Consider the following 22,017-nt stretch of genomic DNA (forward strand, 5'->3'; position numbering starts at 1 on the left):
CTAAAAGATAGATGTAAAACATATTTCTCATAAATATAAAAAAATTCCAAATAAGATGGTTTTACATCAGCAATCTTTTCAAATATTTTTTATAACCCTATGCGCTGGGTGAGTATGATGATAGGACAGGAATACACATTAAATCAATACAGTATGTACATAGAGTTTTTACCTAAAATCAAGGAAGCATTTTTGACTTTCATTATATTTGATACTGTAGGCCAAATATACAGGGAGAAGTGGGAGAAGAAAAGATTAAAAAAACTCACAGAGATTTATTATTCATTAGGTATTGTTTTAAATTTGATGAGAGATTGGAGAACTGCAAACAGTAACAATCCCTTTATAAAGATAACCAAGGTGAACGTTGATTTACATTACCTAACAAATGATATTGCCAGTGAGAGAGCTTACAATAATGTTTTTACGTAGAATTGAATCTAATTCACTATCAGTAGACGATGTCATCATAGTTTTATAAAGATTAAAAATGGAGTTAAATGGATCTGAGGATTTCAAAAATAAAATTGATCTTGTTACAATTTCATCAAGCATTAGCAGCAAATACCCGACCTGGTCCTTATACAATTACAGTAACGTCAACGTTTGACAGGACTAAGTCCGATAGTGCAACGATTACAGTGACTTCAGCACCTGTATTGAACAGTGTGACAGTCAGTCCATCCAGTGAGAGTGTGGTGCAGGGCAATACGGAACAGTTAACAGCTAACGTGAATGTCAGCGGTGAAGCAGTCCAAACCGTTACGTGGACCAGTAGTAACACGAACAACAATGTTACTGTAGATGCGAATGGGTTGGTGAGTGTAGCAGCAAATACTCCACCTGGTCCTTATACGATCACCGCGATCTCAACGGCCAACGGCAGTAAGTCAGGCAACGCTACAATTAACGTAGTTACTAAAATAGAATAATACACTGTAACGATAAACAATTTGGTAGGTGGCATGATTATTGCTACCCCAACAATCTCCCCAACCGGTAACTTAATTATGAGCAAGCTTCAGCCAAGAAATTAATCATCACGAATGCCGGGGCGGTTGATACCACCCTATAGATAGCTCATTACAAGAACGCAAATTTGAGTACAGGGCTCGCTCAATTCAGAAAAAGAATAGTGCTGAGTAAAAGAACCTAAGTAATAAGTATAACTCGTGAACTAGTGTAAACCGATATAATAAGATAGCATTAAGAAAAAGGCGGATGGTTGAAGCTTATACCTTAATTCAAATTCGCTTTAAGGAAGAGTAACTGGAGGGGAGGCACAGACTAATCTATTCTATTGAGTAAATAAATAGCTTTATATTTGAACTGGAGGAAGTATATGTTTTATAGAAAAGTGATTCAAAAAGTAAGCACATTCATATTAGCAACCAGTTTGGTATCCGTCTTGAGTGGGGTAGCATATGGTCAGAAAACCAATTTAGATATTGAAGGACATTGGGCCGAGTATACCCTTAGCAAATGGCTCTCAGAAGGGTTGATTAAAGGATATTCCGACCAAACACTTAAACCCAACGATGTAATTACACGTGGAGAATTTATGGCATTGGTTAATCGTCAGTTTGATTTTAATGAGGTAGAAGAACTACATTTCACTGACTTGTCGTCTTCAAATTGGAGCTATCTAGAAGTGCAAAAAGCGGTAAAAGCAGGTTACATACAAGGTTATAAAGATCAAACTATACGTACTTCTAAACCGATAAGCCGTCAAGAAGCTGCAGTTATTGTAGCAGACTTACTGAAATTACCTAGTAATGAAAAAGCAGCTTTAGCATTTAAGGATTCTTCAGAGTTTACATATTGGAGTAAGGGTGCCATAGGTGCTACATTCTCAAAATATATCATTACTGGTTATACAAATGGTTCATTCAAACCGGCATCTCCAATTACGCGAGCTGAGGCAGTTGTGATGTTGGATAAAGCGATAAGCTTGATTCAAGAACAAGAACAAGAACAAGAAACAGAAAGTGAAGATAAAGATAATATACCTTCACCATCTATACCTACTGCGAGTTTAAATTCAGATTCAAACACTACATCTAATGGATCCGGTTCACCTTCGATTACTACTGGAGTGAAGACCTCCACATTAATCGCCACTGAAGGAGTCAAAGCCGTTCAAGGTATATCTCAAGTTGCCACTCTGACAATAACAAGTGGTGCAGATACGGCAGGTTCATTGAGTGCCACATTTACGGATGGAGTCAATCCAGTGACCGTTTACGTAGAGCTTGATGGAACTGAATTGGATACTGAGGTAGCTGCTAAAATCGTACAAGCGTTTGATAATGCATTAACAGGATGGAATGTGGATGCTGAGCGTGCAAACATTTATTTTACAGCATTAAATCCAGCTGTTAACAACGATCACGTTAAAGCCACCGTTGAAAGCATTATGACAGGGGTGGTTTCGAGTGGAAGTGTCATAACTGTCCCAGGTAGTATTTATAACAATGTAGGTACGGCTCAGGTAGCAACACTAGTGATAGAGAACGGTGCAACGGCTCCGGGTTCATATTATGTTTATTTTACAGATGGAGGAGTGCCAGTTCAAAAAAATATCTACATCTTGGGAACAGAAACAGCGGCTGAAGTAGCATCTAAAATAGCAGTCGCGTATGGAACATCCGTAGCGGGTTGGGGTACAGAAGCTGATGGGAGTCGAGTACATTTCACATCGCAAACGCCAGGTACTAATAACGAAAATGTTCGAATATACGCTTTGGAAGCATCAGGAGTAGGGGCACCTTCAAGTACACTTGAAGTTCCAGGAAATCCTGCGACCAACACATCCCAAGTGATTACGCTGCGTCTTCCCAATTCAGAGAGTGATCATGGGCCGATAGGCATCAAATTCACGGATGGAATCTCCTCGTGGACAGCCTATGTGTCTATGATGGGAAGTCCTGAAACAGGAAGTGATCTTGCTGACAAGATAGTATCCGCATTCGGGAGCACGATTCCGAATTGGATCGTTTCGTCAAGGGGCTCAGAAGTGATTTTTACAGCCAAGTTTCCGGCAGAGAATAACATAAAGGCTATGGCGAGACTTTCGGGATTAAACACAGGGATTGGTATGCCAGATAGTTCGATTACATCTGTAGGAACAGCACCGTTACAGGGTACAGCACAAATAGCAACACTAGTGATAGAGAACGGTGCAACGGCTCCGGGTTCATATTATGTTTATTTTACAGATGGAGGAGTGCCAGTTCAAAAAAATATCTACATCTTGGGAACAGAAACAGCGGCTGAAGTAGCATCTAAAATAGCAGCCTCATTTGGAACATCTGTAGCTGGTTGGGGTGCAGAAGCTGATGGGAGTCGAATACATTTCAAATCGCAAACGCCAGGTACTAATAATGAAAATGTTCGAATATACGCTTTGGAAGCATCAGGAGTAGGGGCGCCTTCAAGTACACTTGAAGTTCCAGGAAATCTTACGACTAACACATCCCAAGTGATTACGCTGCGTCTTCCCAATTCAGAAAGTGATCATGGGCCGATAGGCGTCAAATTTACGGATGGAGTCTCCTCGTGGACAGCCTATGTGTCTATGATGGGAAGTCCTGAAACAGGAAGTGATCTTGCTAACAAGATAGCAGCAGCATTCGGGAGCATGATTCCGAATTGGATCGTTTCGTCACGGGGCTCAGATGTAATTTTTACAGCCGAGTTTCCGGCAGAGAATAACATAAAAGCTATGGCGAGACTTTCGGGATTAAACACAGGAATTGGCATGCCAGATAGTACAATAACGACCGTAGGAGCTCCATACCCTACTGGCGAAGCACAAGTGGCTACCTTAGTGATAGATTCAGGGGCTACAGCTGCCGGAACGATTACTGCTACATTTACAGACGGTAGCACAACCATTCTTAAAGATATTGAATTAATAGGTACAGAAACTGCTGCCGAAGTAGCAACGAAGATAGCTTGGGCATTTAACACGTCTTTAGTTGATTGGAACGCTACGTCAAATGATAGAAATGTTATATTTACAGCCCGAGCACCTTCGGCTAACAATCCTAAACTATCCGTGGCAATCGTGGAAGCGACAACAGGTATTGGATTGGTATCAAGCTCGATTACTACACCAGGATCGGAGACCTTTGCAGGAGTAAAGCAAGCTATAAGTTTAAAAATTGATTCTGGCCCCAGCGCGCCAGGGATTATTAGAGTTGTATTTCGAGACGGTACGAATGAAGTTTCCAAACGTTTAAGATTGTCAGGAACAGAGACATTAAATGGACTGGCTGAGAAAATTGGTTCTGCATTTGAGAATTCGATGGCCGGGTGGAATGTCACCACGATGGATCATAATGTCATTTTTACAGCAAGTACGCCAGAAGATAACAATTCTAATGTAAGTATAGTTGTCTATCAGGAGTAAATGAATAAACAAAAAAACCATGTCATACATGGTCATACCCCTGTCAAGTAGACAGATGAAAAAAGCTATGCTGCCAGCGCGCATCGATATTCAATCGGTTCGCGCTGTTTGAGTTTGGCTTGAAATCGTCGGTAGTTGTAATTGTACATGTAATCTTCCACGGCTTGTCGAATCTCTGCTTCTGAATTACACTGGTTAAGGTACAGCTTCTCTGTCTTGAGATGTGAAAAGAAGGATTCGATGCATGCGTTATCCAGGCAGGTTGCTTTGCGAGAGTGGCTGCCCTTGACGCCAAATTCTTCTAATCGTGTGTTGTACGCCTGAGACGTATACTGGAAGCCCTGATCCAAATGGAGCACGGCTTCCGAAACGTCTCTTCTTTGTGTCCATTGTTCTACCGTATCCAATACGAGCTGAACATCGTTCCGTTTAGACAACTGCCAAGCTACAATTTCGTTGTTGAACAAGTCTTGAATCACGGACAGGTAAACAAACGTGTTTCCATCCGAAATATACGTAATATCCGTCCCCATTTTTTGCTGAGGTGCTGTGGCATGGAATTTACGCTTCAGGCGATTAGGATAGATGACAGATGGCGTATAGAAAGACTTCTTTCGCTTCCTGCGAATCACCGATTGGATCGATAGTTCCCGCATCATGAGATGTTCGGATTGCCGGATACTGGAACATAAACGGAAATAGGGAAAGAAAATTCAATCCTTATAGAACTCTAGTGATCTATAACAACCCCACAAGAGCGAATGCTAGAGATGACTGAATTAGGGAGGGCACTTTCGTTTTAAGATGCGAGAAGGTGCTCGTTGGCCGGGCAGTTAGCCCGACGAGACAAGCTGGATCTAGACGCAATCCTTTTGATAGCATGTCTTGATAAACGTGATTAAATTTGTCGCTGTGAACGACAAATTTAATCACGTCTTTTTTTGGCAAATGCTCTGGCAAAAGTCTGTGATATAAAAGCTCATTAACGTTTCGTTCCCCGATCCGGTAAACGACAATTACGTTGATATATAAGTCTTTACTAGTGAAAGGTACAACCAGCGCTTATCAATTCGGTATTGCTTAACGCCGGTCACAAAATTCTGGTCTGGCTTCTTCGCCTTTAAAATCTTAAAAAACCTCCCGTCCCGCATATCATCTGGGCTTGGGAGGTTTTGATTATAGTGCTAATTCAACGTTTATCGAACAAACCATCCAGTGGGCTGAGGGGCTACGTCTGCGGTATCTCGTAAATCATGGACTTTGACATTACTGCCATAGATCATGGAATCGCTGCTCAGTCGGAACGAAGGGAAACTGTGCTCGGATTGCAGACGCAGAGACGGTTCAAAGTAAATCTGCTGCTGTTTGTTGATTACAAAGGGAAGCGACCCCGCTTCTACGGTAACATCATCGCTATCCGGTTCGTTCAAGATCAGAAGTACCGCAATTCCGTCACAACCGCATCCATCGGTATCATAAAACAATTTGAAATAGCCTGGTCGATCTCCCAGCTTTTCAGTAAGTCTTGCTTCTGCCAGCGGACTGACTTGAATGATCATGACGTTGTTCACACTCCTCTAATCTCCAATGAATTCGCTTACAATTTAATATATGGACCATAAACGCAGATTAGAAGGTGAAATAAAGAAAAGCAAACATGTCCGGTTGAAAATATTGACGCTAATGCGTAATGCAACGAACAATTCACGTATAAATGTTATACCTGGAATTTCTATGGGTTCAGTGTGAAATCATTCTCCCGTCAATGAAACCCATTTCATCGGCATTCCTTATCTGGTATGATAAGCAGGGAAAATAGGGAAAATTAGAGAAAAAGGAAGGTTCCGCTATGACACCGATCACGATATACGACATCGCCAAAGAAGCAAATGTATCTGTAGCGACGGTCTCCCGGGTACTGAATGATACGGCACCTGTGCGTGCAAGCACCCGAGAGAAGATTATGTCCATCATTGAAAAACACCAGTTTCAGCCCAACGCGCAGGCGCGCAGTCTGATCAAGAAAGAGACGGGCACTATTGCCATCATCCTGCCGGACATTACCAATCCCTTCTTCCCGGAAGTGTTCTGGGGCGCGGAGAATGAGGCTCGCGGATTGGGGTATACGTTCTTTCTGTGCAATACCGCAGGCGACTACAACAGGGAATCTGAATATTTGTCCATCCTGCGAGAGAAGCGGGTAGACGGGATTATTTTTCTCGGCGGGCGTATTAACATGCAGGGCTGTCCGGATGACATGGCTCAGGAATTGATTGATATGGGCAAACGTATGCCAATCGTGCTGGTCAATGGCAATATTGCCAAAGGTGGGTTCCACCGGGTATACACGGATGAAGGTGCAGGGGCAGCCCTTGCAGCTGAGCATTTGCTTGAACTGGGGCATCGCGATATCGCCTTTGTTGGCGGTCTGAAAGAGTTGTCCACCACCATGGTCAAGGTCAGAGCTGTGCAGAAGAAACTTCGGGAGCATGGGCTCGAAATACCAAAAGAACGGCAACTGCTCGGCAGCTTCTCCATCGACGACGGCAAACGGGAGATGTCCAAACTACTGGATCGTGACAATCCACCCACCGCAGTCATCTGCGTGAATGACAACACAGCGATTGGTGCGATCAAGTCGACGATTGAGCATGGGCTCTCGATTCCGAAAGATATATCCATTGTGGGTTATGATGATACGCCGCTCGCCAGTGCCGTTATACCGGAACTGACAACCGTATCCCAGAACACGTATCAGCTTGGCAAACAGGCTGTAGATGTGCTGCATGAGTTGATTAACCAAGGCAAACCGAAGAAGCAGATCGTTCTGCAACCGGAGCTAATTGTGCGTCAAAGTACAGGACCTGCTGCAAGATAAAGGGGCCTGTAATTGGAAAAGAAAGCGTTGACATTTCCTTGAAGGGTGAAATATAATGAGTGCGTGAATGAAACCCCTTTCATAAAGTGGAACGGGTTTTATGTTTCAGCTTAATGAAACCCATTTCATGAAACGGGTTTCAGTGTAGTCATCCATTCATTATATCAAGGGGGCGTAACGTATGAGAAGAAGTCTAAAGGTCATTTCGTTATTGATGCTGGTCATGGTAATGGGTCTGACAGCCTGTAGCAGCGGGAGTAAAAACGGTTCTTCCGGCGAGTCCGGTGGCAAGGTTGATTTGAGCATGACAATCTGGGGCTCGGAGGATGAGAAGAAGATTTATCAGGAACGACTCGACATTGTGAAACAGACGTATCCTGATATTAACGTGAAGCTGAACGTGGTTGCAGGGGATTATGACCAGAAGGTACAGACCATGATCGCCGGAGGAACGGCGCCGGACATCATGATGATTGCCGAGAACTATCAGGCTTACGCCTCCAAGAATCAGATTATACCGCTGGATGACATGATTCAGGCGAACAATGTGAACATGTCCGAACGTTATTCCGATGATATCGCAAACCTGATGAAGTATGATGGCAAACAATTTGGTTTGCCGGATCGGGCAGGTGCGATGGTCCTCTTTTATAACAAAGATCTGTTCGACAAGGCTGGGGTGGAATATCCAACCAAAGATTGGACGCAGGATGCTCTGATGGCGGCAGCTCAGAAGCTGACGGTGAAGGAGAACGGCAAGACGACTCAATGGGGTTACTATCCGGGTAGCTGGTGGCCGCAATGGATGCAGCTGATCTACCAGAACGGTGGCTCACTGTTCGACGAGAGTGGCAAACCAACCTTCAATACAGAGCCTGTGCGGAAAGCATTACAATTCATGAATGATCTGACCTTCACACACGGTGCGGGACCAACGCCAACCGAGATTGCCGACATGGGGAATATCGGAGCTGATCCGCTGTTCGCTCAAGGCAAGATCGCCATGGAAACGACAGGGTTCTGGAACATCGGTTCACTTGCCAAGGTGGAAGGCATTAATTGGGATATCTCTCCGGTATGGGGCGAAACAAACGCATTCTTTAACGGGTTAACGATTACCAACGCTTCCAAACACAAGGAAGAAGCATTCAAAGTCATCGAAGCAATGACCACACCTGAAGCACAGATGCCAATGGTCAAAGCCGGTCAGGATGCTCCTGCAACCAAAGCAGGTCTTTCCAGTGATGAATTCCTCAATGCCGAATATGGCGGCAAAAAAATCAACATGGCTGCGTTCAGTGAATCAACGATCTATGCGGAACCATTCAACCCGCAATGGAACGAAATGATGAAGCTCATTAACGATAAGCTGGGTGTCTACTTCAACAACAAAGCCTCGCTTGATGATACCGTAACCGAAATTCAGAGTGGACTGGAAAGACTCTACAAATAGAGGATTTTTCTGAACATGCACAAATAGCAGCGACAGCAGGACAGGTGGAATCGGCGTGAATGCGGGTTCCATCTGCTCTCTGCGTCATGGGAGGGCTTAACGTGAGAAAAAAGGACGGGAAATGGTTCTACATCTTCATCTCGCCTTGGCTGATCGGATTTCTGGGGCTGACTCTGGGTCCGATCCTGTTTTCCATCTATATGAGCTTCACGAATTGGGATCTGTTCCAGTCCCCTGAATTCATTGGTATCGACAATTACAAAACATTACTGACCGATGATCCGATCTTCTGGAAATCCGTCGGCAATACATTCTTCTATGCGCTGATATCCATTCCGCTGGGCATGTCGATCTCGCTCTGGATTGCATATTACCTCAACAAAAAAATCAAAGGGATCACCTTCTTCCGTATTCTGTTCTATCTGCCGTCGGTTGTTCCGGTGGTTGCGAGTTCATTGCTCTTCATCCACTTGCTTGCACCGACGGAAGGGTTGATCAACCAGGCACTTGCGATCTTCGGTATTCAGGGTCCTGCCTGGCTTCTTGATCCGAACTGGGTTAAGCCTGCATTGATTCTCATGTCCTTATGGGGTGTGGGTGGTAGCGTGGTATTGCTGCTTGCAGGGATGAAAGGCATTCCACAGGAGCTGTACGAGGCCGCTGCCATCGATGGGGCGAAAAGTACACAATCGTTCTTCCATATTACATTCCCAATGCTGACTCCCGTCATTTTCTTCAATCTCGTGACTGGTATGATCGGAGCGCTCCAGACCTTCGCGCAGGTATTCATCGTAACTGCCGGGGGACCTGACAATTCAAGTCAGATGGTTGTTCCCTATTTGTTCCAGAATGCGTTCCAATTCTACAAAATGGGATATGCATCGGCGATTGCTTGGGTACTATTCATCATCATCATGGTGTTGACACTCGTTGTATTCCGTTCATCGGCGCTATGGGTGCACTACGAGGAGGGAAAAGCCAATGAGTAATCCATCGACTGTGGAGAAGACGATATCCTATATTTTTCTGATTCTGGTCGGGGTGCTGCTTGCTTCGCCTTTCCTGTACATGATCTCCATTGCACTGGCAAGTGACGCAACAACCGTCAAATCAGCCTTTACCTTCGTTCCAATGGAGTTCCAATGGTCGAACTTTTATACGATTTTTACGAATAATAATCTTGGAACATATCTCAAAAACTCGGTCATCATAACCATCTTTACGATTGTCGGATCGGTATTATCAGCTTCGATCGTATCCTACGGCTTTGCCCGAATCAAAGCAAAAGGCAGCCGTTTCCTGTTTATTGTGTTGCTCAGTACGATGATGATTCCGGGTGAGGTGACGATGGTACCACAGTTCATCATCTTCCGTCACTTGGACTGGATTAATACATTTTACCCGCTGATCGTACCGAGCTTCTTCGCCGGAGCGTTCAACGTATTCCTGATTCGGCAGTTTGTCATGAGTATTCCAAAATCACTGGATGAAGCCGCCATGATCGATGGTATGGGACACCCGGGAATCTACTGGAAGATCATCATGCCACTGACTTATCCGATACTTGCGGCCATTGCGATCTTCTCATTCTCCTATAACTGGGGCAACTTCATGGGGCCGCTCATCTATATCAATGATCCGGAGAAAATGCCGCTGGCACTCGGGGTGCAGCTGTTGACTACGGTAGGTGGTGGGCAGATGCCACCATGGAACCTTGTGATGATCGCTTCCCTGTTCCTCACCATTCCGATGGTGCTGGTATATCTGTTCGGACAACGTTATGTCTATGAAGCCAACATTAGCGGCGGAAGCAGCGGAATCAAGTAACCGAAGTGTCTGTAGTGGATGTATGTACTGAACCTGATGATCAAGGTCAACGGAGTAATCAACGTACATGGAGAAAGGATTGTATAGCCCATGGCGCATAAAGAACAACGCAGCAGAGGCAAACGGAGTTATATCCTCATGGGTGTCGCTCTGATTGCTCTGCTGGCAGGAGGAGGAATTGTTATCAATCATTTTGCCAATGAATCATCCAAAACAATTGAGTTCCAAGGGGAACCGGTACGTCTGAAGCTGGATCAATCCTATGATCATTTTGAAGGCTGGGGCACGTCACTTGCCTGGTGGGCCAACGATCTTGGCGGATGGAAGGATCAGGCGAAGGTTAGTGAAGTGATGGATTTGGTCTTTGATCCGGAGAAAGGATTAGGTCTGAACATCGTTCGTTACAATATTGGCGGTGAGGAAAATCCGGAGATGAAAGCTCTACGTCCCGGCGGGGATGTACCTGGCTTCCAGCCTGAACATGGAGAGTGGGACTGGGATGCTGATGCAGGTCAGCGGGCTGTATTACAAGGCTCGATGGAGCGTGGCGTGAACATTACCGAAGCATTCTCCAATTCACCACCTTACTGGATGACGATCAGTGGATCCGTTACCGGAGCTGTGGATGGCAGCAATAATCTGCGTGACGACCAGTATGATGCGTTTGCCGATTATCTGACTGAAGTTGTGAAGCATTATCGGGACGAGTGGGGGATCACCTTCCGCACACTGAATCCACTCAATGAACCTTCCTCCGACTGGTGGAAGAAGGGCAATATGCAGGAAGGTAGTCATTTTACGAATGAGAAACAGGCCGAGATTATCAAAAAAGTTGCTGCATCGTTGAAGAGCAAAGGACTGGACGGAACCGTCATTAGTGCCGCGGACGATAACAGCATTGATGAGACGGTGTTTAATTTCAATCTCTATGATCAGGACACGCTGGACGTAATCCAGCAGATCAATACCCACTCCTATAATGGTAGCAAAATGGAAGAGCTGCGCACGCTGGCAGAACGCCATGGCAAAAAGCTGTGGATGTCCGAGTACGGAACCGGCGGCAGCGAGCCGCACAGTCATGAGGATATGACCTCGGTGCAAGAATTGGCGGAGCGGATCATGTTTGATCTGAAAATCATGCAGCCATCCGCCTGGGTATACTGGCAGGCCGTTGAAGATGAAGGTGCCAATAACAATTGGGGCTTCATTCATGCCAATTTCAACGGAGAAGAGCAGTACGAGATGACCAAACAGTATTATGGTATGGCCCAGTTCACGAAGTTTATTCGTCCCGGCGCGACGATTATTCCAACCGATGGTGGACGCACGCTGGCTGCCTACGACGGGGAACACCAGAGATTGGTGCTAGTGATTCGTAACGAATTGTCAGCGGGTACAACAGCGTTTGAACTGGCAGGGTATACGTATGGAAAATCAGCCACCGCGCAGGTGTATCAGACTTCACCGGATCGGAACATGGAACAGCTTGAAGACATTCCGGTGTATGCCAACGGACTGGAAGTACCTACGGCCGACAACTCCATTACAACCGTTGTACTGGAAGGCGTGACGTTGCAGGGGAACTGATAGCAGCACCCGGAAGGTTGTTCTGACATCTGAGTGCTGGTGTGAATATGGACAATATAAATTGAACTAATCATTTACACAGAAACGAAGAGGACAGAAATAACTTGAAGAAGCGGAGCGTGCGCCTTTATCCCCGGATTTTCCCTTTGAGAAAAGGGAATCAAAAAAATCTGGGGATAACAGCGATCGGAAAGTTGTTCTGTAATCGTAGTACCCGTGTAAATGGCTTTTAGTTTAACGGATATGGTTCACCTTAAATTAGTTACAGGATATATGAACCTAAATAAAGAGAAGGAGGGGATAACTTTGACAGAGAAAGCATCCCTTTTGCTGCAGGAACAGGAGAAGAACATCGCGAGGGCTGAGAATGGTGTTCTATCTGAATTAACATACGATGCACGCAGTTTTTTCCTAAACGGAGAGCGTGTATTTCTGAACAGTGCCACGATCCATTATTTCCGTATGCCGAAGGAGGAATGGCGTGAGGTTCTGCTGAAGGCGAAGCTGGCAGGCATGAACTGCATCGACACTTACTTTGCGTGGAATGTGCATGAACCGGAAGAAGGACAGTGGTCCTTTGAAGGGGACAACGATTGCGGAGCATTTCTGGATTTGTGCGCAGAACTGGGCATGTGGGTCATCGCGCGTCCGGGTCCGTTTATCTGTGCGGAATGGGATTTTGGCGGTTTTCCATACTGGCTTGGTACGAAGGACGGCGTGAAATTCCGGGAAAATAATGAGACGTATCTGCACTATGTGAATTTGTATTTTGACCGGCTTGTGCCGATTATTCGGGAACGCCAGCTGTCCGCTGGAGGCACGGTCATTCTGGTTCAGGTGGAGAATGAATACGGGTATCTGATGGATGACGCTGCTGCAAGTGACCATATGAATACGCTGAGAGATGGATTGTTGCAACGTGACATTGACGCTACGCTGATCACTTGCGTTGGCGGGGCGGAAGGCACGATTGAAGGGGCTAATTTCTGGTCAGGTGCTGACGGGCATTATGAGAAACTTCGAGCCAAACAACCGGACACCCCGAAGATGGTCACTGAATTCTGGACCGGATGGTTCGAGAATTGGGGAGGGCCTTCGGCCGTTCAGAAGACAGCGCCTTTGCTGGAGAGACGCATCATGGAAATCCTGCGCGCCGGGTATACCGGAATCAGTCACTACATGTTCTATGGTGGCACGAACTTTGGTGGATATGGCGGCAGAACGATGGGTAGCAGTGATATCTTCATGATTACGTCCTATGACTATGATGCACCCCTGAACGAATATGGACGGGTGACACCGAAATATGCAGTAACCAAGAATTTGTCCTATTTCGTCCATGCTTTCGGGGCCCTTCTGATGGAAACAGAGGAAATTCCAGAAGAACAGATCGTTGTACGTCATCCTGAAGGCATATCTGTACGAGGCAGACAGGCTGACAACCAGAAGATTTGGTTCCTGGAGAGTCACAAGGATGAACGCGAGACGATGCACATTACTTTGGAGGAAGGCCGTACTCTTCCCGTATCGCTGAATCCAGGACAGATTGTTCCTTTGCTGGATCGAGTACAGATTGCTGAACACGTATACCTGACTGCGGGTACGATGATTACGGGCAATGAAATGATAAATGGAGAATTGACTCTGTTCATCGTGGCGGCTGCCGGGCAGCGTTCTGTTGTTGAACTGGAAGCCGAGGTATTAAACGTCACGGGCAGTACAGTGCAAGTGCTGGTCGAACATGATTCAGCAAGGAGCGTACACCGCCTAGATCTGTTCCATTTCCAAGAGCCGGGAATGATCCAACTGGAAGCCAACGGCATACCGATCCGTTTCGTTATTCTGGATCAAGAGACGATGAATCGAACATGGCGATTGGTAGCAACAGATCAGAAGGGACTTCGTTATGCGATCGGCTTCGATGACGTAGACGTATTACCATCGGGTCAGGTCAAGGGCATGATTACTGACCCAGATCGCACAATTACGTTGCTTGGTGACTGGACCGATGGAGAACGGACGTTAACAGGTCACGAGTTCTGTGCCAGCGAGAAGCCTATTGCAGGCAAACAGCAGCAGCTTCCGTGGACATTACCGAGTGCGCCGACATTGTCTGATTCTCCAGAGTTGTCACGTGTTACGTTAACTGCGAAGCAGCGTCCGGCGAGTGGACAACCAGAAGACTTTTCCCGATACGGACAAGATTTTGGTTATCTATTGTACGAATGTGATTTCGAGAGTCCAACCGAAGGGGTCACTAACCTCATTTTGCCGGATATCCAGGATACTGCCAGAATCATCGTTAATGGTGTTCAGCAGGCACTGGTTCGTCAGGTAGGGGCAGCAGGTGTGCAGTTGCAAGTGGCCAAAGGGAAGAATACACTTCAGATTCTGGTACAGCATATGGGCAGATTGAACTTCTCCCCGTATTTGGGTGAGAGCAAAGGTCTGGCTGGTGCTGTGTATCTGGATGGCAAGGTTCAGGATATTCGTCGGGATTGGCTTATGGAGAGTGGGTTTGTGCATCTCGATGAGGTGAACTCTCTCCAAGAATCTCCACTGCTGAGCAGAAGCTTTACACTGGATAGCATGGATCGGGCGATTCTTGTGGGTGCTTTGAGTAAAGGTCTTCGTATCAATGGTATCGAAGTTCCGATGGAAGGATATCAGGATTGGTTTGCCTTCCAGACGTTAGACATCTCCTTGTATATCAAGCCCGGAGAGACAAATACACTGGAAATGCCGTATAGCCGCTCTTCGCTGAATCGACTGGAACTAATCACATATCCGAGTCAGGGAGAACTGAAGGATTGGCGTATGGCAGGGACGGATGCATTGCTTCCGCAACAATGGGAGAGCTACGAGGTAGGACAGGAATCGATCCATCCTGGAGCACAGGGGTCAATCCAGCGTACAGGACAGCCTGATATCGCCGCAGGTGGCAATTGTACTGCCAATCTGGTGCCCCGCACCACGAATGAATCGGTTAATCGTGCTACATTGAGTGAGAAGTCTCACCCTGTATCCAATCATACTCTAGTCAGAGGATCGTATGGTCAGCCGGTCTGGTACCGCTGGCGTTTCGCGAAACCTACTATTTCCGAGCACCATAAGGTGAACCTGATGCTTCGCCTGACCGGAATGAGCAAAGGAACGATTCACCTGAACGGACATCATCTGGGCCGTTACTGGCAGATTGGTCCGCAAGAGGATTACAAAATTCCAGTAGCTTGGCTACAGGAAGAGAATGAATTACTTTTGTTCGATGAAGAAGGCAGAACACCAGAACGTGTACGATTCCTGTTGGATGCGTTATCCCGTTATCCGTGGGTTGTGGTGGAATAGTTCATGCATGGATCGTTAGCTGTCTTACTGATCCAACTATAGTTGAGAACAATAACTGGATCGAGATAGTTCGAGTTGGGCGCAGCATTTCACCTTTTACAACAGTCACACTACCTCATTTTCTTAGTCAAATAACTCGAGCTTGTGAATCTTTGGATTCAGTTTTGTGAGTGAATTAGGCTAAGGGAATGGGGGAACTGTGGTGATCAGGTTGGTACAACGAACTAAGGTAACACTTGTAGTTTAATTAATTGTAACCGTTTACATATATAAAGAGTGTTCATCCATGATCTGTGAAGGGAGTGATGCTTCATGTAATTGGAATTTGAACAGGTAGTTGTGAGGTATTGGTCATCAGTGGCAGTCCCAGCTACGCTTTGTCTTTGGTAATACAGTGAGGTATTCCTCTGTTCATCACTCATGGATAAGGAGATGACCCAATGTTGACGAAGAAGGAAGAGGGAATAGGAGCAGGAAAGTCCAAATGTTTCAAGGCCGGAATGATCATGCTGCTTGGAACATTGCTCCTATTAACGATGTTATTCCCCAATACAGCCAGAGCAGCAACAAGTGTATATACGATATCAGCCTTTACGAACACAAGTGAGTCCAATATGTATATCTACGAATCGTATAATGCAACCCACTATGGTTTGCTAAAAGGGCCAGCCTATACACCTCCGGCCGATCTGATCCGCGATCCCAGCATCATGAAGCACACCGATGGTCTATACTACGTTGTTTACACCACGAACTGGTCGGGTAACACCATCGGCATTGCCTCCAGCCCGGATAGGGTAAACTGGACATTTGTCCGTAACATTACATTATCCACACCTACCACAATTGCACACACCTGGGCACCAGAATGGTTCAAAGACAGCAACGGCAGTCTGAACATTATCGTGTCCCTCTCACCAGGCAACTATCAGAATTTCAAACCTTATGTACTCACAGCTTCAGGCAGCAATCTAACATCTACCTCATGGTCTACACCTACTGAACTGGCAGGCATTGCTCCTAATTATATCGACACTTTTATCGTGAAGACAGGCTCAACCTATCATGCTTTTACCAAGAACGAGATCACCAAATACATTGAATATGCGACATCCACTTCGCTAACGGGTCCATATACCTTTAAAGGCACAGGGGATTGGGCAGGTTGGGGTTCTTGGGTGGAAGGTCCGGCGCTTGTTCAGCTGGATAATGGTTCATGGCGAATCTACTTTGACGGCTATGCAACACAAAAATATTATTACAGCGACTCTGCTGACAACTTCCAGACTTGGGGTGCCAAACAAGAGATTGCAGGTCTTACCGGACTCGTCCGGCATATGACCGTATTGAAAGAGTCCGGACAACCGGGTGATATCCGCAAGCTGGAGTCATTCAATGTGCCGGGCAGCTTCATTCGTCATTACAACTATCAGGCACGGATTGATGCGAGTGTCAGTCCAGCGGAGGATGCACAATTCCGTATCGTTCCTGGGCTGTCGAATGCAACAGGCATTTCGTTTGAGTCCATGAATTATCCGGGTTATTTCCTGCGCAATAATAATGGCAACATCACACTCGTGAAAAATGACGGCAGCACTACGTTCCGAAATGACGCCACGTTCAAACGTGTAAATGGACTTGCTAACGCTAGTTGGACATCGTATACCTCGTTTAGTAATCCGAACCTGTACCTGAGACATTATAATAATGTGCTGAAATTGGAAGCTGTCGTTACCGCACTCGATAAGTCAGACGCGACCTTCCGAGAGATCGGGCAATGATTGGTGTTCGTGTTCCGGAAAATACAAAAGGAGTGAAGCGGATGAAGTGGTTGAAACGAATGAGCTCGCTGCTGCTGGCAGGAAGTCTGCTAACAGGAAGTTTAGGTGTGGGGACAGAGGTATCTGCTGCAGGAGCCTACACGGCTGTTGCCGATCCATCGAAGCAATATCAGACGATGGAAGGATGGGGAACATCCCTCGCGTGGTGGGGCAAAGTGGTTGGAGAATATTCCAATCGGGATGAGTATGTGGAGAAAATGTTCAATGCAAATACCGGACTGGGGCTGAATATTCTGCGGTACAACATTGGAGGCGGGGATAATCCATCATCCAATATCCTCGAATATCGCAAAGCCGTTCCTGGTTACCAGCCTTCTCCCGGCGTGTATGACTGGAATGCAGATGCAAACCAACGATATATGCTGCAAGCTGCCAAAGCTCAAGGCGTGAATGTCATCGAAGCTTTTGCAAATTCCGCACCTTACTGGATGACCATCAGTGGTAATGTGTCCGGTTCGGCCAATGGTGGTAACAACCTCAAGCCCGATTACTACGATGATTTTGCCGATTACTTAACTGAGGTTGTGAAGCATTTTCGGGATAACTGGGGGATCACATTTGATAGCGTAACTCCGCTGAATGAACCAATCTCGACGTGGTGGAAGCAGGGCAATGACCAGGAGGGCATGCACTTTGACCGGGCGGATCAGAACACAATTCTGAGTCAGGTACAAGCTTCGTTGAATGCAAAGGGCCTGTCCACAAAGCTGAGCGCACCGGAAGAATACAGTATCGATGATTCCAATGTGTCGTTCAACAGCTACAGCAATGCGGTTAAATCAGCGATCACTCAGATCAACACTCATACGTATGGCGGAAGCAATCGTACTGCTTTGCGCAACACAGCGACGTCTGCGGGCAAACATCTGTGGACCTCGGAATATGGAGACGGGGATGCAAGTGGACTTACCATGTCACGTACCATCCTCAAGGATATTCGCAATATGGGCGCAAGTGGATGGGTGTATTGGCAAGCCGTCGATAGTGCAGAAGGATGGGGATTTTTCAAGAACGTGTTGAACAATACACAAACGACCAGTTACACCGTGAACCAAAAATATTATGTCATGGGCAATTACAGCAAATTTATTCGTCCTGGGTACAAGATTATCGGCATGAGTGATGCCAATACCCTTGCAGCCTATGATGCAGCTTCCGGCAAAGTAGTACTGGTTACAACCAATTCGGAATCGACGGATACAACGGTAACCTATGATCTCAGTCGTTTTACAAACACCGGCACGTCTGCTCAAGTATATCGGACCTCTTCAACAGAGAAGTTGCAGCAACTGACCAATATTTCGGTGCAAAACAAAACCTTTACCGCTACGGCAAAGGCCAATTCGGTCACAACCTACGTCATTTCCGGTGCAACTTACAATGGCGGTACAGGATATGAATCCGGGGCCATCTACAAATTAATCAACCGCAATAGTGGACTTGCACTCGATGTTAACGGTGCTTCTTCTACGGGTGGGGCAACAATCATTCAGTGGAATGATAATGGAGAAGCCAACCAGCAATGGAAGCTGGAGTCGGCAGGTAACGGATATTACAACATTCGCAATGTAGGCAGTGGGCTTTTGCTGGATGTGAATTCGGGTTCCACACAAGGCGGAGCCGCTCTGATTCAGTGGCAGGATAACGGGGGCAACAATCAGCAATGGCTGCCAATTGATGTGGGAGGATATGTGGTACTTGCGAATCGAAACAGTGGACTGACGGTTGACATCAATCAAGGGTCTCTAACGGCGGGTGCCTCCACCATTCAGTGGGCCGACAACGGCGGAGCCAATCAGCAATGGAGCCTGGTCAAAGTTAATTAGTGTGAGTACGCATGAATTAAACGTCATTGCGTGTCCTTCTTTCTTGGAGGTGCAGTGCTCTAAGCAACACTGCACCCTCAAGGAAATTAGCTATTTTAGACATACATATATTCATCCACCCAGCTGCTGGGACTTAACGAAAACGGGATAGGGTGAACCTGCTAATATCCTGATCCGTGTGCCCCGTTTGCACCAAGTCGGATAGAATCTGCCCAACGGCACTTGCAAACTTGAAGCCATGGCCGGAGAAACCGCCTGCGAGCCACACACGTTCATGGGCAGGGTGTCGGTCGATAATAAAATCTTCATCCGAAGTGAATTCATACTTGCACACACTACCACGTTTCAATTCTCCAGCTGCCTGAGGCATATGAAGTTCGAGCAGCCTGCGCAGATCCCCCTCGTCCGTTTCTTCCGTACCAAAAGGAGCCATTGTACTTCCTGGTGTCCACACCTGGCCCGTATCATGACGACCCATCTTCAGACCTGATCCGCCAATGCTTGGAAATCCATAATATGTACCTTCTTTTCCTGCCAGTGTAAAACCAGGGAAGTGTGGCTCGCCATACAAAGCTTCTGGTGCGTCAAACCATCCAACCGTTTTACGCACTGCCTGAATGGGGAGATCCACGAAAGGTTTCAATGTCTGAAACCAGGCGCCAGCGCTCAGGATGATTTGATTTGCATGGTATGTCTCGCCACCTGAAGTCTGAACTGCAACGGAATGTGGTCCGTACTCGATATGCTCCATCCGAGTGTGCGTTAACAAGGTGGCACCATGAGCCTCGGCCGCCTTGCGAAAGGCACGAATACAGGGTTCACTATACAAATAACCCGCATCAGGCTCATACATGCCCTCGTAATGTTCAGGTACTGTAATACCTGGCCAGCGTTTCATCACCTCGGCTGCGTGCAACGTTTCATACCGAATACCTGCATCATCTGCATGGCTCAATCGGTTGTGGAAGGAATGAATCTCCGGATCAACCACATTTATTACACCGGAAGGAACAAACAGTTGGTCTCCGGTCGTTTCCTCCAGCTCGTGCCATAACTTCTGTGCAAGTAATGCCATGGCAATATAGTCAGGCCCACCACTGTACACATGGCGCATCAGTCTGCTATCCCCGTGATGACTTCCTTCCGTATGCGGAGGATCAAAGGCATCGATTAATAAAGTTTTGCATCCACTGCGCGATAGATAATAACCTGCACTCATACCCATGGAGCCGGCTCCAACGATAATAACGTCATATGATTGTGTGATAATAGCACGTCCTCTCCTATGTATCCTTTTCTACAGTAATGCCTTAATAGAACATATTAATAGTAAAAGCTTGATGAAGGCAAGTGTAGTAAAATGGACTTCTACAATGAATGTTGCAAAGGAGACCTCGCATGAGTGAGCAATTTAGGTTTGATCTATTTCCATTAATTCAGACAGAACGATTCATCCTCCGGTCAGCTGAGGCTGGAGACAGCCATGATCTGCTCGCGTTATATTCCGATGAAGCTGTGGTTCAATATATGCCATTCACTCCCTTTGAATCCTTGGAGGATGCACAGGGTGAGATGAATTGGTATACGAAGATTTTCAAGGAACACACGGGTTTACGCTGGATGATTGAAGACCGTGAAACTCGTAAAGTGATCGGAACCTGTGGGTTCCTGAACTATGAAGATGTACATAACCGTGCAGAGATTGGATACGATTTGCGTTCCTCTTTCTGGGGCCGCGGTGTTATGACGGAAGTGGCCCGTGCTGTGTTACATTTTGGATTCACAAGCATGCAGCTCAACAAGATCGAAGCAAAGGTTGAACCGGAGAACGAGGCGTCAATTCACCTGTTACATAAACTTGATTTCCAACAGGAAGGTGTACTGCGGCAGCATGAGTTTGAGAAAGGCAGATATATTGACCTTGCGGTGTTCTCTAAGTTACGAAGCGAAATATAGGCAAGCTAGCCCACAAGGATTCCAATGACTCCATCTCATTCCAGAGCCGTAAGGCTTGTCCCTCTGAATGAGCCCATGCTATATTGGAGAGATGTGAGGAGATGAGGATATGAAGCTGGTGTCCTGGAATGTGAATGGCTTAAGGGCATGTGTTACCAAAGGATTCATGGATTATTATCAAGAGACTCAGGCGGATATTTTCTGCCTTCAGGAGACCAAATTACAAGCCGGACAGATTGAGATGGACCTGGGGGAAGATGTTTATCAATATTGGAATTATGCGATCAAAAAAGGATATTCCGGCACGGCTGTATTTAGCCGAATCAAGCCTTTATCCGTTCGTTACGGGATGGAGGAGGACAGCGAGCCGGAAGGACGGATGATTACACTGGAGTATGATGAGTTTTATCTGGTGAACGTCTATACCCCTAATGCGAAGCGGGATCTGACCCGGCTGCCTTACCGTCTGGAATGGGAGGATCGATTCCGGCGGTACATTCTGCAACTGGAGCAGACTAAGCCGGTTATCGTCTGTGGTGACCTGAATGTGGCTCATCAGGAGATTGACCTGAAGAATCCGAAGCCCAATCTGGGCAATTCCGGATTTACCCTTGAAGAGCGTGGCAAGATGACTGATTTGCTTGCTTCCGGGTATGTAGACAGCTTCCGCCATCTGTATCCGGATCGTACGGATGTATACAGCTGGTGGTCTTATATGCCGAAGGTTAGAGAACGGAACGTCGGCTGGCGCATTGATTATTTTCTCGTATCCAATCAATTGGCACCTAAGGTGGCAGATGCGCATATCGACTGCCACGTGATGGGCAGTGATCATTGCCCGGTGGGTCTTACTTTGCAACTATAGGTAAGGATCGTTGTGAGATAGATTG

At 46.4% G+C, this 22,017-nt stretch carries 16 protein-coding genes; 13 read left to right on the forward strand and 3 right to left on the reverse strand.

The annotated features are described in order from the left end of the window. Positions 1-114 precede the first annotated feature (114 nt). The 3 genes from MHB71_RS01905 to MHB71_RS01915 all read left to right on the forward strand — a co-directional run bounded on the left by MHB71_RS01905 (position 115) and on the right by MHB71_RS01915 (position 4,414). On the forward strand, positions 115-432 hold the full coding sequence (locus MHB71_RS01905; RefSeq protein ID WP_340028688.1) for a hypothetical protein: 318 nt from the start codon (positions 115-117) through the stop codon (positions 430-432). Positions 433-527: 95 nt separating this feature from the next. Beyond that, positions 528-932, forward strand: coding sequence for an Ig-like domain-containing protein (locus MHB71_RS01910; protein WP_179088709.1), 405 nt, complete (start codon positions 528-530; stop codon positions 930-932). A 410-nt stretch (positions 933-1,342) separates the two neighbouring features. After that, entirely contained in the window at positions 1,343-4,414 is a 3,072-nt protein-coding gene (locus tag MHB71_RS01915) for an S-layer homology domain-containing protein (RefSeq protein ID WP_340028689.1), read from the forward strand. A 65-nt stretch (positions 4,415-4,479) separates the two neighbouring features. On the opposite strand, the gene MHB71_RS01920 is transcribed toward MHB71_RS01915, so the two are convergent. After that, the gene (locus tag MHB71_RS01920) at positions 4,480-5,073 is read right to left on the reverse strand and encodes an IS3 family transposase (protein WP_340028690.1); all 594 of its coding nucleotides are present in this window, start codon (positions 5,071-5,073) and stop codon (positions 4,480-4,482) included. Positions 5,074-5,610: 537 nt separating this feature from the next. Next, a complete protein-coding gene (locus MHB71_RS01925; protein WP_237177085.1) occupies positions 5,611-5,985 on the reverse strand; it encodes an iron-sulfur cluster biosynthesis family protein in 375 nt (124 codons plus the stop codon). Positions 5,986-6,263: 278 nt separating this feature from the next. On the opposite strand from MHB71_RS01925, the gene MHB71_RS01930 reads away from it, so the two are divergent. The 8 genes from MHB71_RS01930 to MHB71_RS01965 all read left to right on the forward strand — a co-directional run bounded on the left by MHB71_RS01930 (position 6,264) and on the right by MHB71_RS01965 (position 19,171). Beyond that, positions 6,264-7,292 (forward strand): LacI family DNA-binding transcriptional regulator, encoded by a 1,029-nt coding sequence (locus MHB71_RS01930; RefSeq protein WP_340028691.1) that lies wholly within the window; start codon positions 6,264-6,266, stop codon positions 7,290-7,292. 181 nt (positions 7,293-7,473) lie between these two features. Beyond that, the gene (locus MHB71_RS01935; RefSeq protein WP_340028692.1) at positions 7,474-8,745 is read left to right on the forward strand and encodes a sugar ABC transporter substrate-binding protein; all 1,272 of its coding nucleotides are present in this window, start codon (positions 7,474-7,476) and stop codon (positions 8,743-8,745) included. A 101-nt stretch (positions 8,746-8,846) separates the two neighbouring features. Beyond that, a complete protein-coding gene (locus MHB71_RS01940) occupies positions 8,847-9,734 on the forward strand; it encodes a sugar ABC transporter permease (protein ID WP_340028693.1) in 888 nt (295 codons plus the stop codon). Continuing rightward, entirely contained in the window at positions 9,727-10,572 is an 846-nt protein-coding gene (locus MHB71_RS01945; RefSeq protein WP_036617294.1) for a carbohydrate ABC transporter permease, read from the forward strand. The genes MHB71_RS01940 and MHB71_RS01945 overlap by 8 nt, the downstream gene beginning before the upstream one ends. Positions 10,573-10,662: 90 nt before the next feature. Then, a complete protein-coding gene (locus tag MHB71_RS01950; RefSeq protein WP_340028695.1) occupies positions 10,663-12,159 on the forward strand; it encodes a glycoside hydrolase in 1,497 nt (498 codons plus the stop codon). Positions 12,160-12,465: 306 nt separating this feature from the next. Then, positions 12,466-15,504 (forward strand): beta-galactosidase, encoded by a 3,039-nt coding sequence (locus tag MHB71_RS01955; RefSeq protein WP_340028696.1) that lies wholly within the window; start codon positions 12,466-12,468, stop codon positions 15,502-15,504. A gap of 440 nt (positions 15,505-15,944) precedes the next feature. Further along, positions 15,945-17,285 (forward strand): glycoside hydrolase family 43 protein, encoded by a 1,341-nt coding sequence (locus MHB71_RS01960; protein WP_340028698.1) that lies wholly within the window; start codon positions 15,945-15,947, stop codon positions 17,283-17,285. A gap of 41 nt (positions 17,286-17,326) precedes the next feature. After that, positions 17,327-19,171, forward strand: coding sequence for an RICIN domain-containing protein (locus MHB71_RS01965; protein WP_340028699.1), 1,845 nt, complete (start codon positions 17,327-17,329; stop codon positions 19,169-19,171). Positions 19,172-19,304: 133 nt separating this feature from the next. Here MHB71_RS01965 and solA read toward each other — a convergent pair whose 3' ends face one another. Next, positions 19,305-20,438 (reverse strand): N-methyl-L-tryptophan oxidase, encoded by a 1,134-nt coding sequence (gene solA / locus MHB71_RS01970; RefSeq protein ID WP_340030116.1) that lies wholly within the window; start codon positions 20,436-20,438, stop codon positions 19,305-19,307. A gap of 131 nt (positions 20,439-20,569) precedes the next feature. Here solA and MHB71_RS01975 point away from each other — a divergent pair, with 131 nt between their 5' ends. Together MHB71_RS01975 and MHB71_RS01980 are read left to right on the forward strand one after the other, a co-directional pair. Then, the gene (locus MHB71_RS01975) at positions 20,570-21,127 is read left to right on the forward strand and encodes a GNAT family protein (RefSeq protein WP_340028700.1); all 558 of its coding nucleotides are present in this window, start codon (positions 20,570-20,572) and stop codon (positions 21,125-21,127) included. A gap of 109 nt (positions 21,128-21,236) precedes the next feature. Then, positions 21,237-21,992, forward strand: a complete 756-nt coding sequence (locus MHB71_RS01980; protein WP_340028701.1) for an exodeoxyribonuclease III — start codon at positions 21,237-21,239, stop codon at positions 21,990-21,992. Positions 21,993-22,017 lie beyond the last annotated feature (25 nt).

It is taken from the genome of Paenibacillus sp. FSL H7-0940, assembly GCF_037979415.1.
Taxonomy (GTDB): domain Bacteria; phylum Bacillota; class Bacilli; order Paenibacillales; family Paenibacillaceae; genus Paenibacillus; species Paenibacillus amylolyticus.

Coding starts and splice junctions, on each gene's coding strand:
- MHB71_RS01920 (WP_340028690.1), bottom strand. CDS start 5,073: ATGATGCGGGAACTATCGATCCAATCGGTGATTCGCAGGAAGCGAAAG.
- MHB71_RS01965 (WP_340028699.1), top strand. CDS start 17,327: ATGAAGTGGTTGAAACGAATGAGCTCGCTGCTGCTGGCAGGAAGTCTG.
- MHB71_RS01980 (WP_340028701.1), top strand. CDS start 21,237: ATGAAGCTGGTGTCCTGGAATGTGAATGGCTTAAGGGCATGTGTTACC.
- MHB71_RS01935 (WP_340028692.1), top strand. CDS start 7,474: ATGAGAAGAAGTCTAAAGGTCATTTCGTTATTGATGCTGGTCATGGTA.
- MHB71_RS01915 (WP_340028689.1), top strand. CDS start 1,343: ATGTTTTATAGAAAAGTGATTCAAAAAGTAAGCACATTCATATTAGCA.
- MHB71_RS01950 (WP_340028695.1), top strand. CDS start 10,663: ATGGCGCATAAAGAACAACGCAGCAGAGGCAAACGGAGTTATATCCTC.
- MHB71_RS01960 (WP_340028698.1), top strand. CDS start 15,945: ATGTTGACGAAGAAGGAAGAGGGAATAGGAGCAGGAAAGTCCAAATGT.
- MHB71_RS01975 (WP_340028700.1), top strand. CDS start 20,570: ATGAGTGAGCAATTTAGGTTTGATCTATTTCCATTAATTCAGACAGAA.
- MHB71_RS01945 (WP_036617294.1), top strand. CDS start 9,727: ATGAGTAATCCATCGACTGTGGAGAAGACGATATCCTATATTTTTCTG.
- MHB71_RS01905 (WP_340028688.1), top strand. CDS start 115: ATGATGATAGGACAGGAATACACATTAAATCAATACAGTATGTACATA.
- MHB71_RS01930 (WP_340028691.1), top strand. CDS start 6,264: ATGACACCGATCACGATATACGACATCGCCAAAGAAGCAAATGTATCT.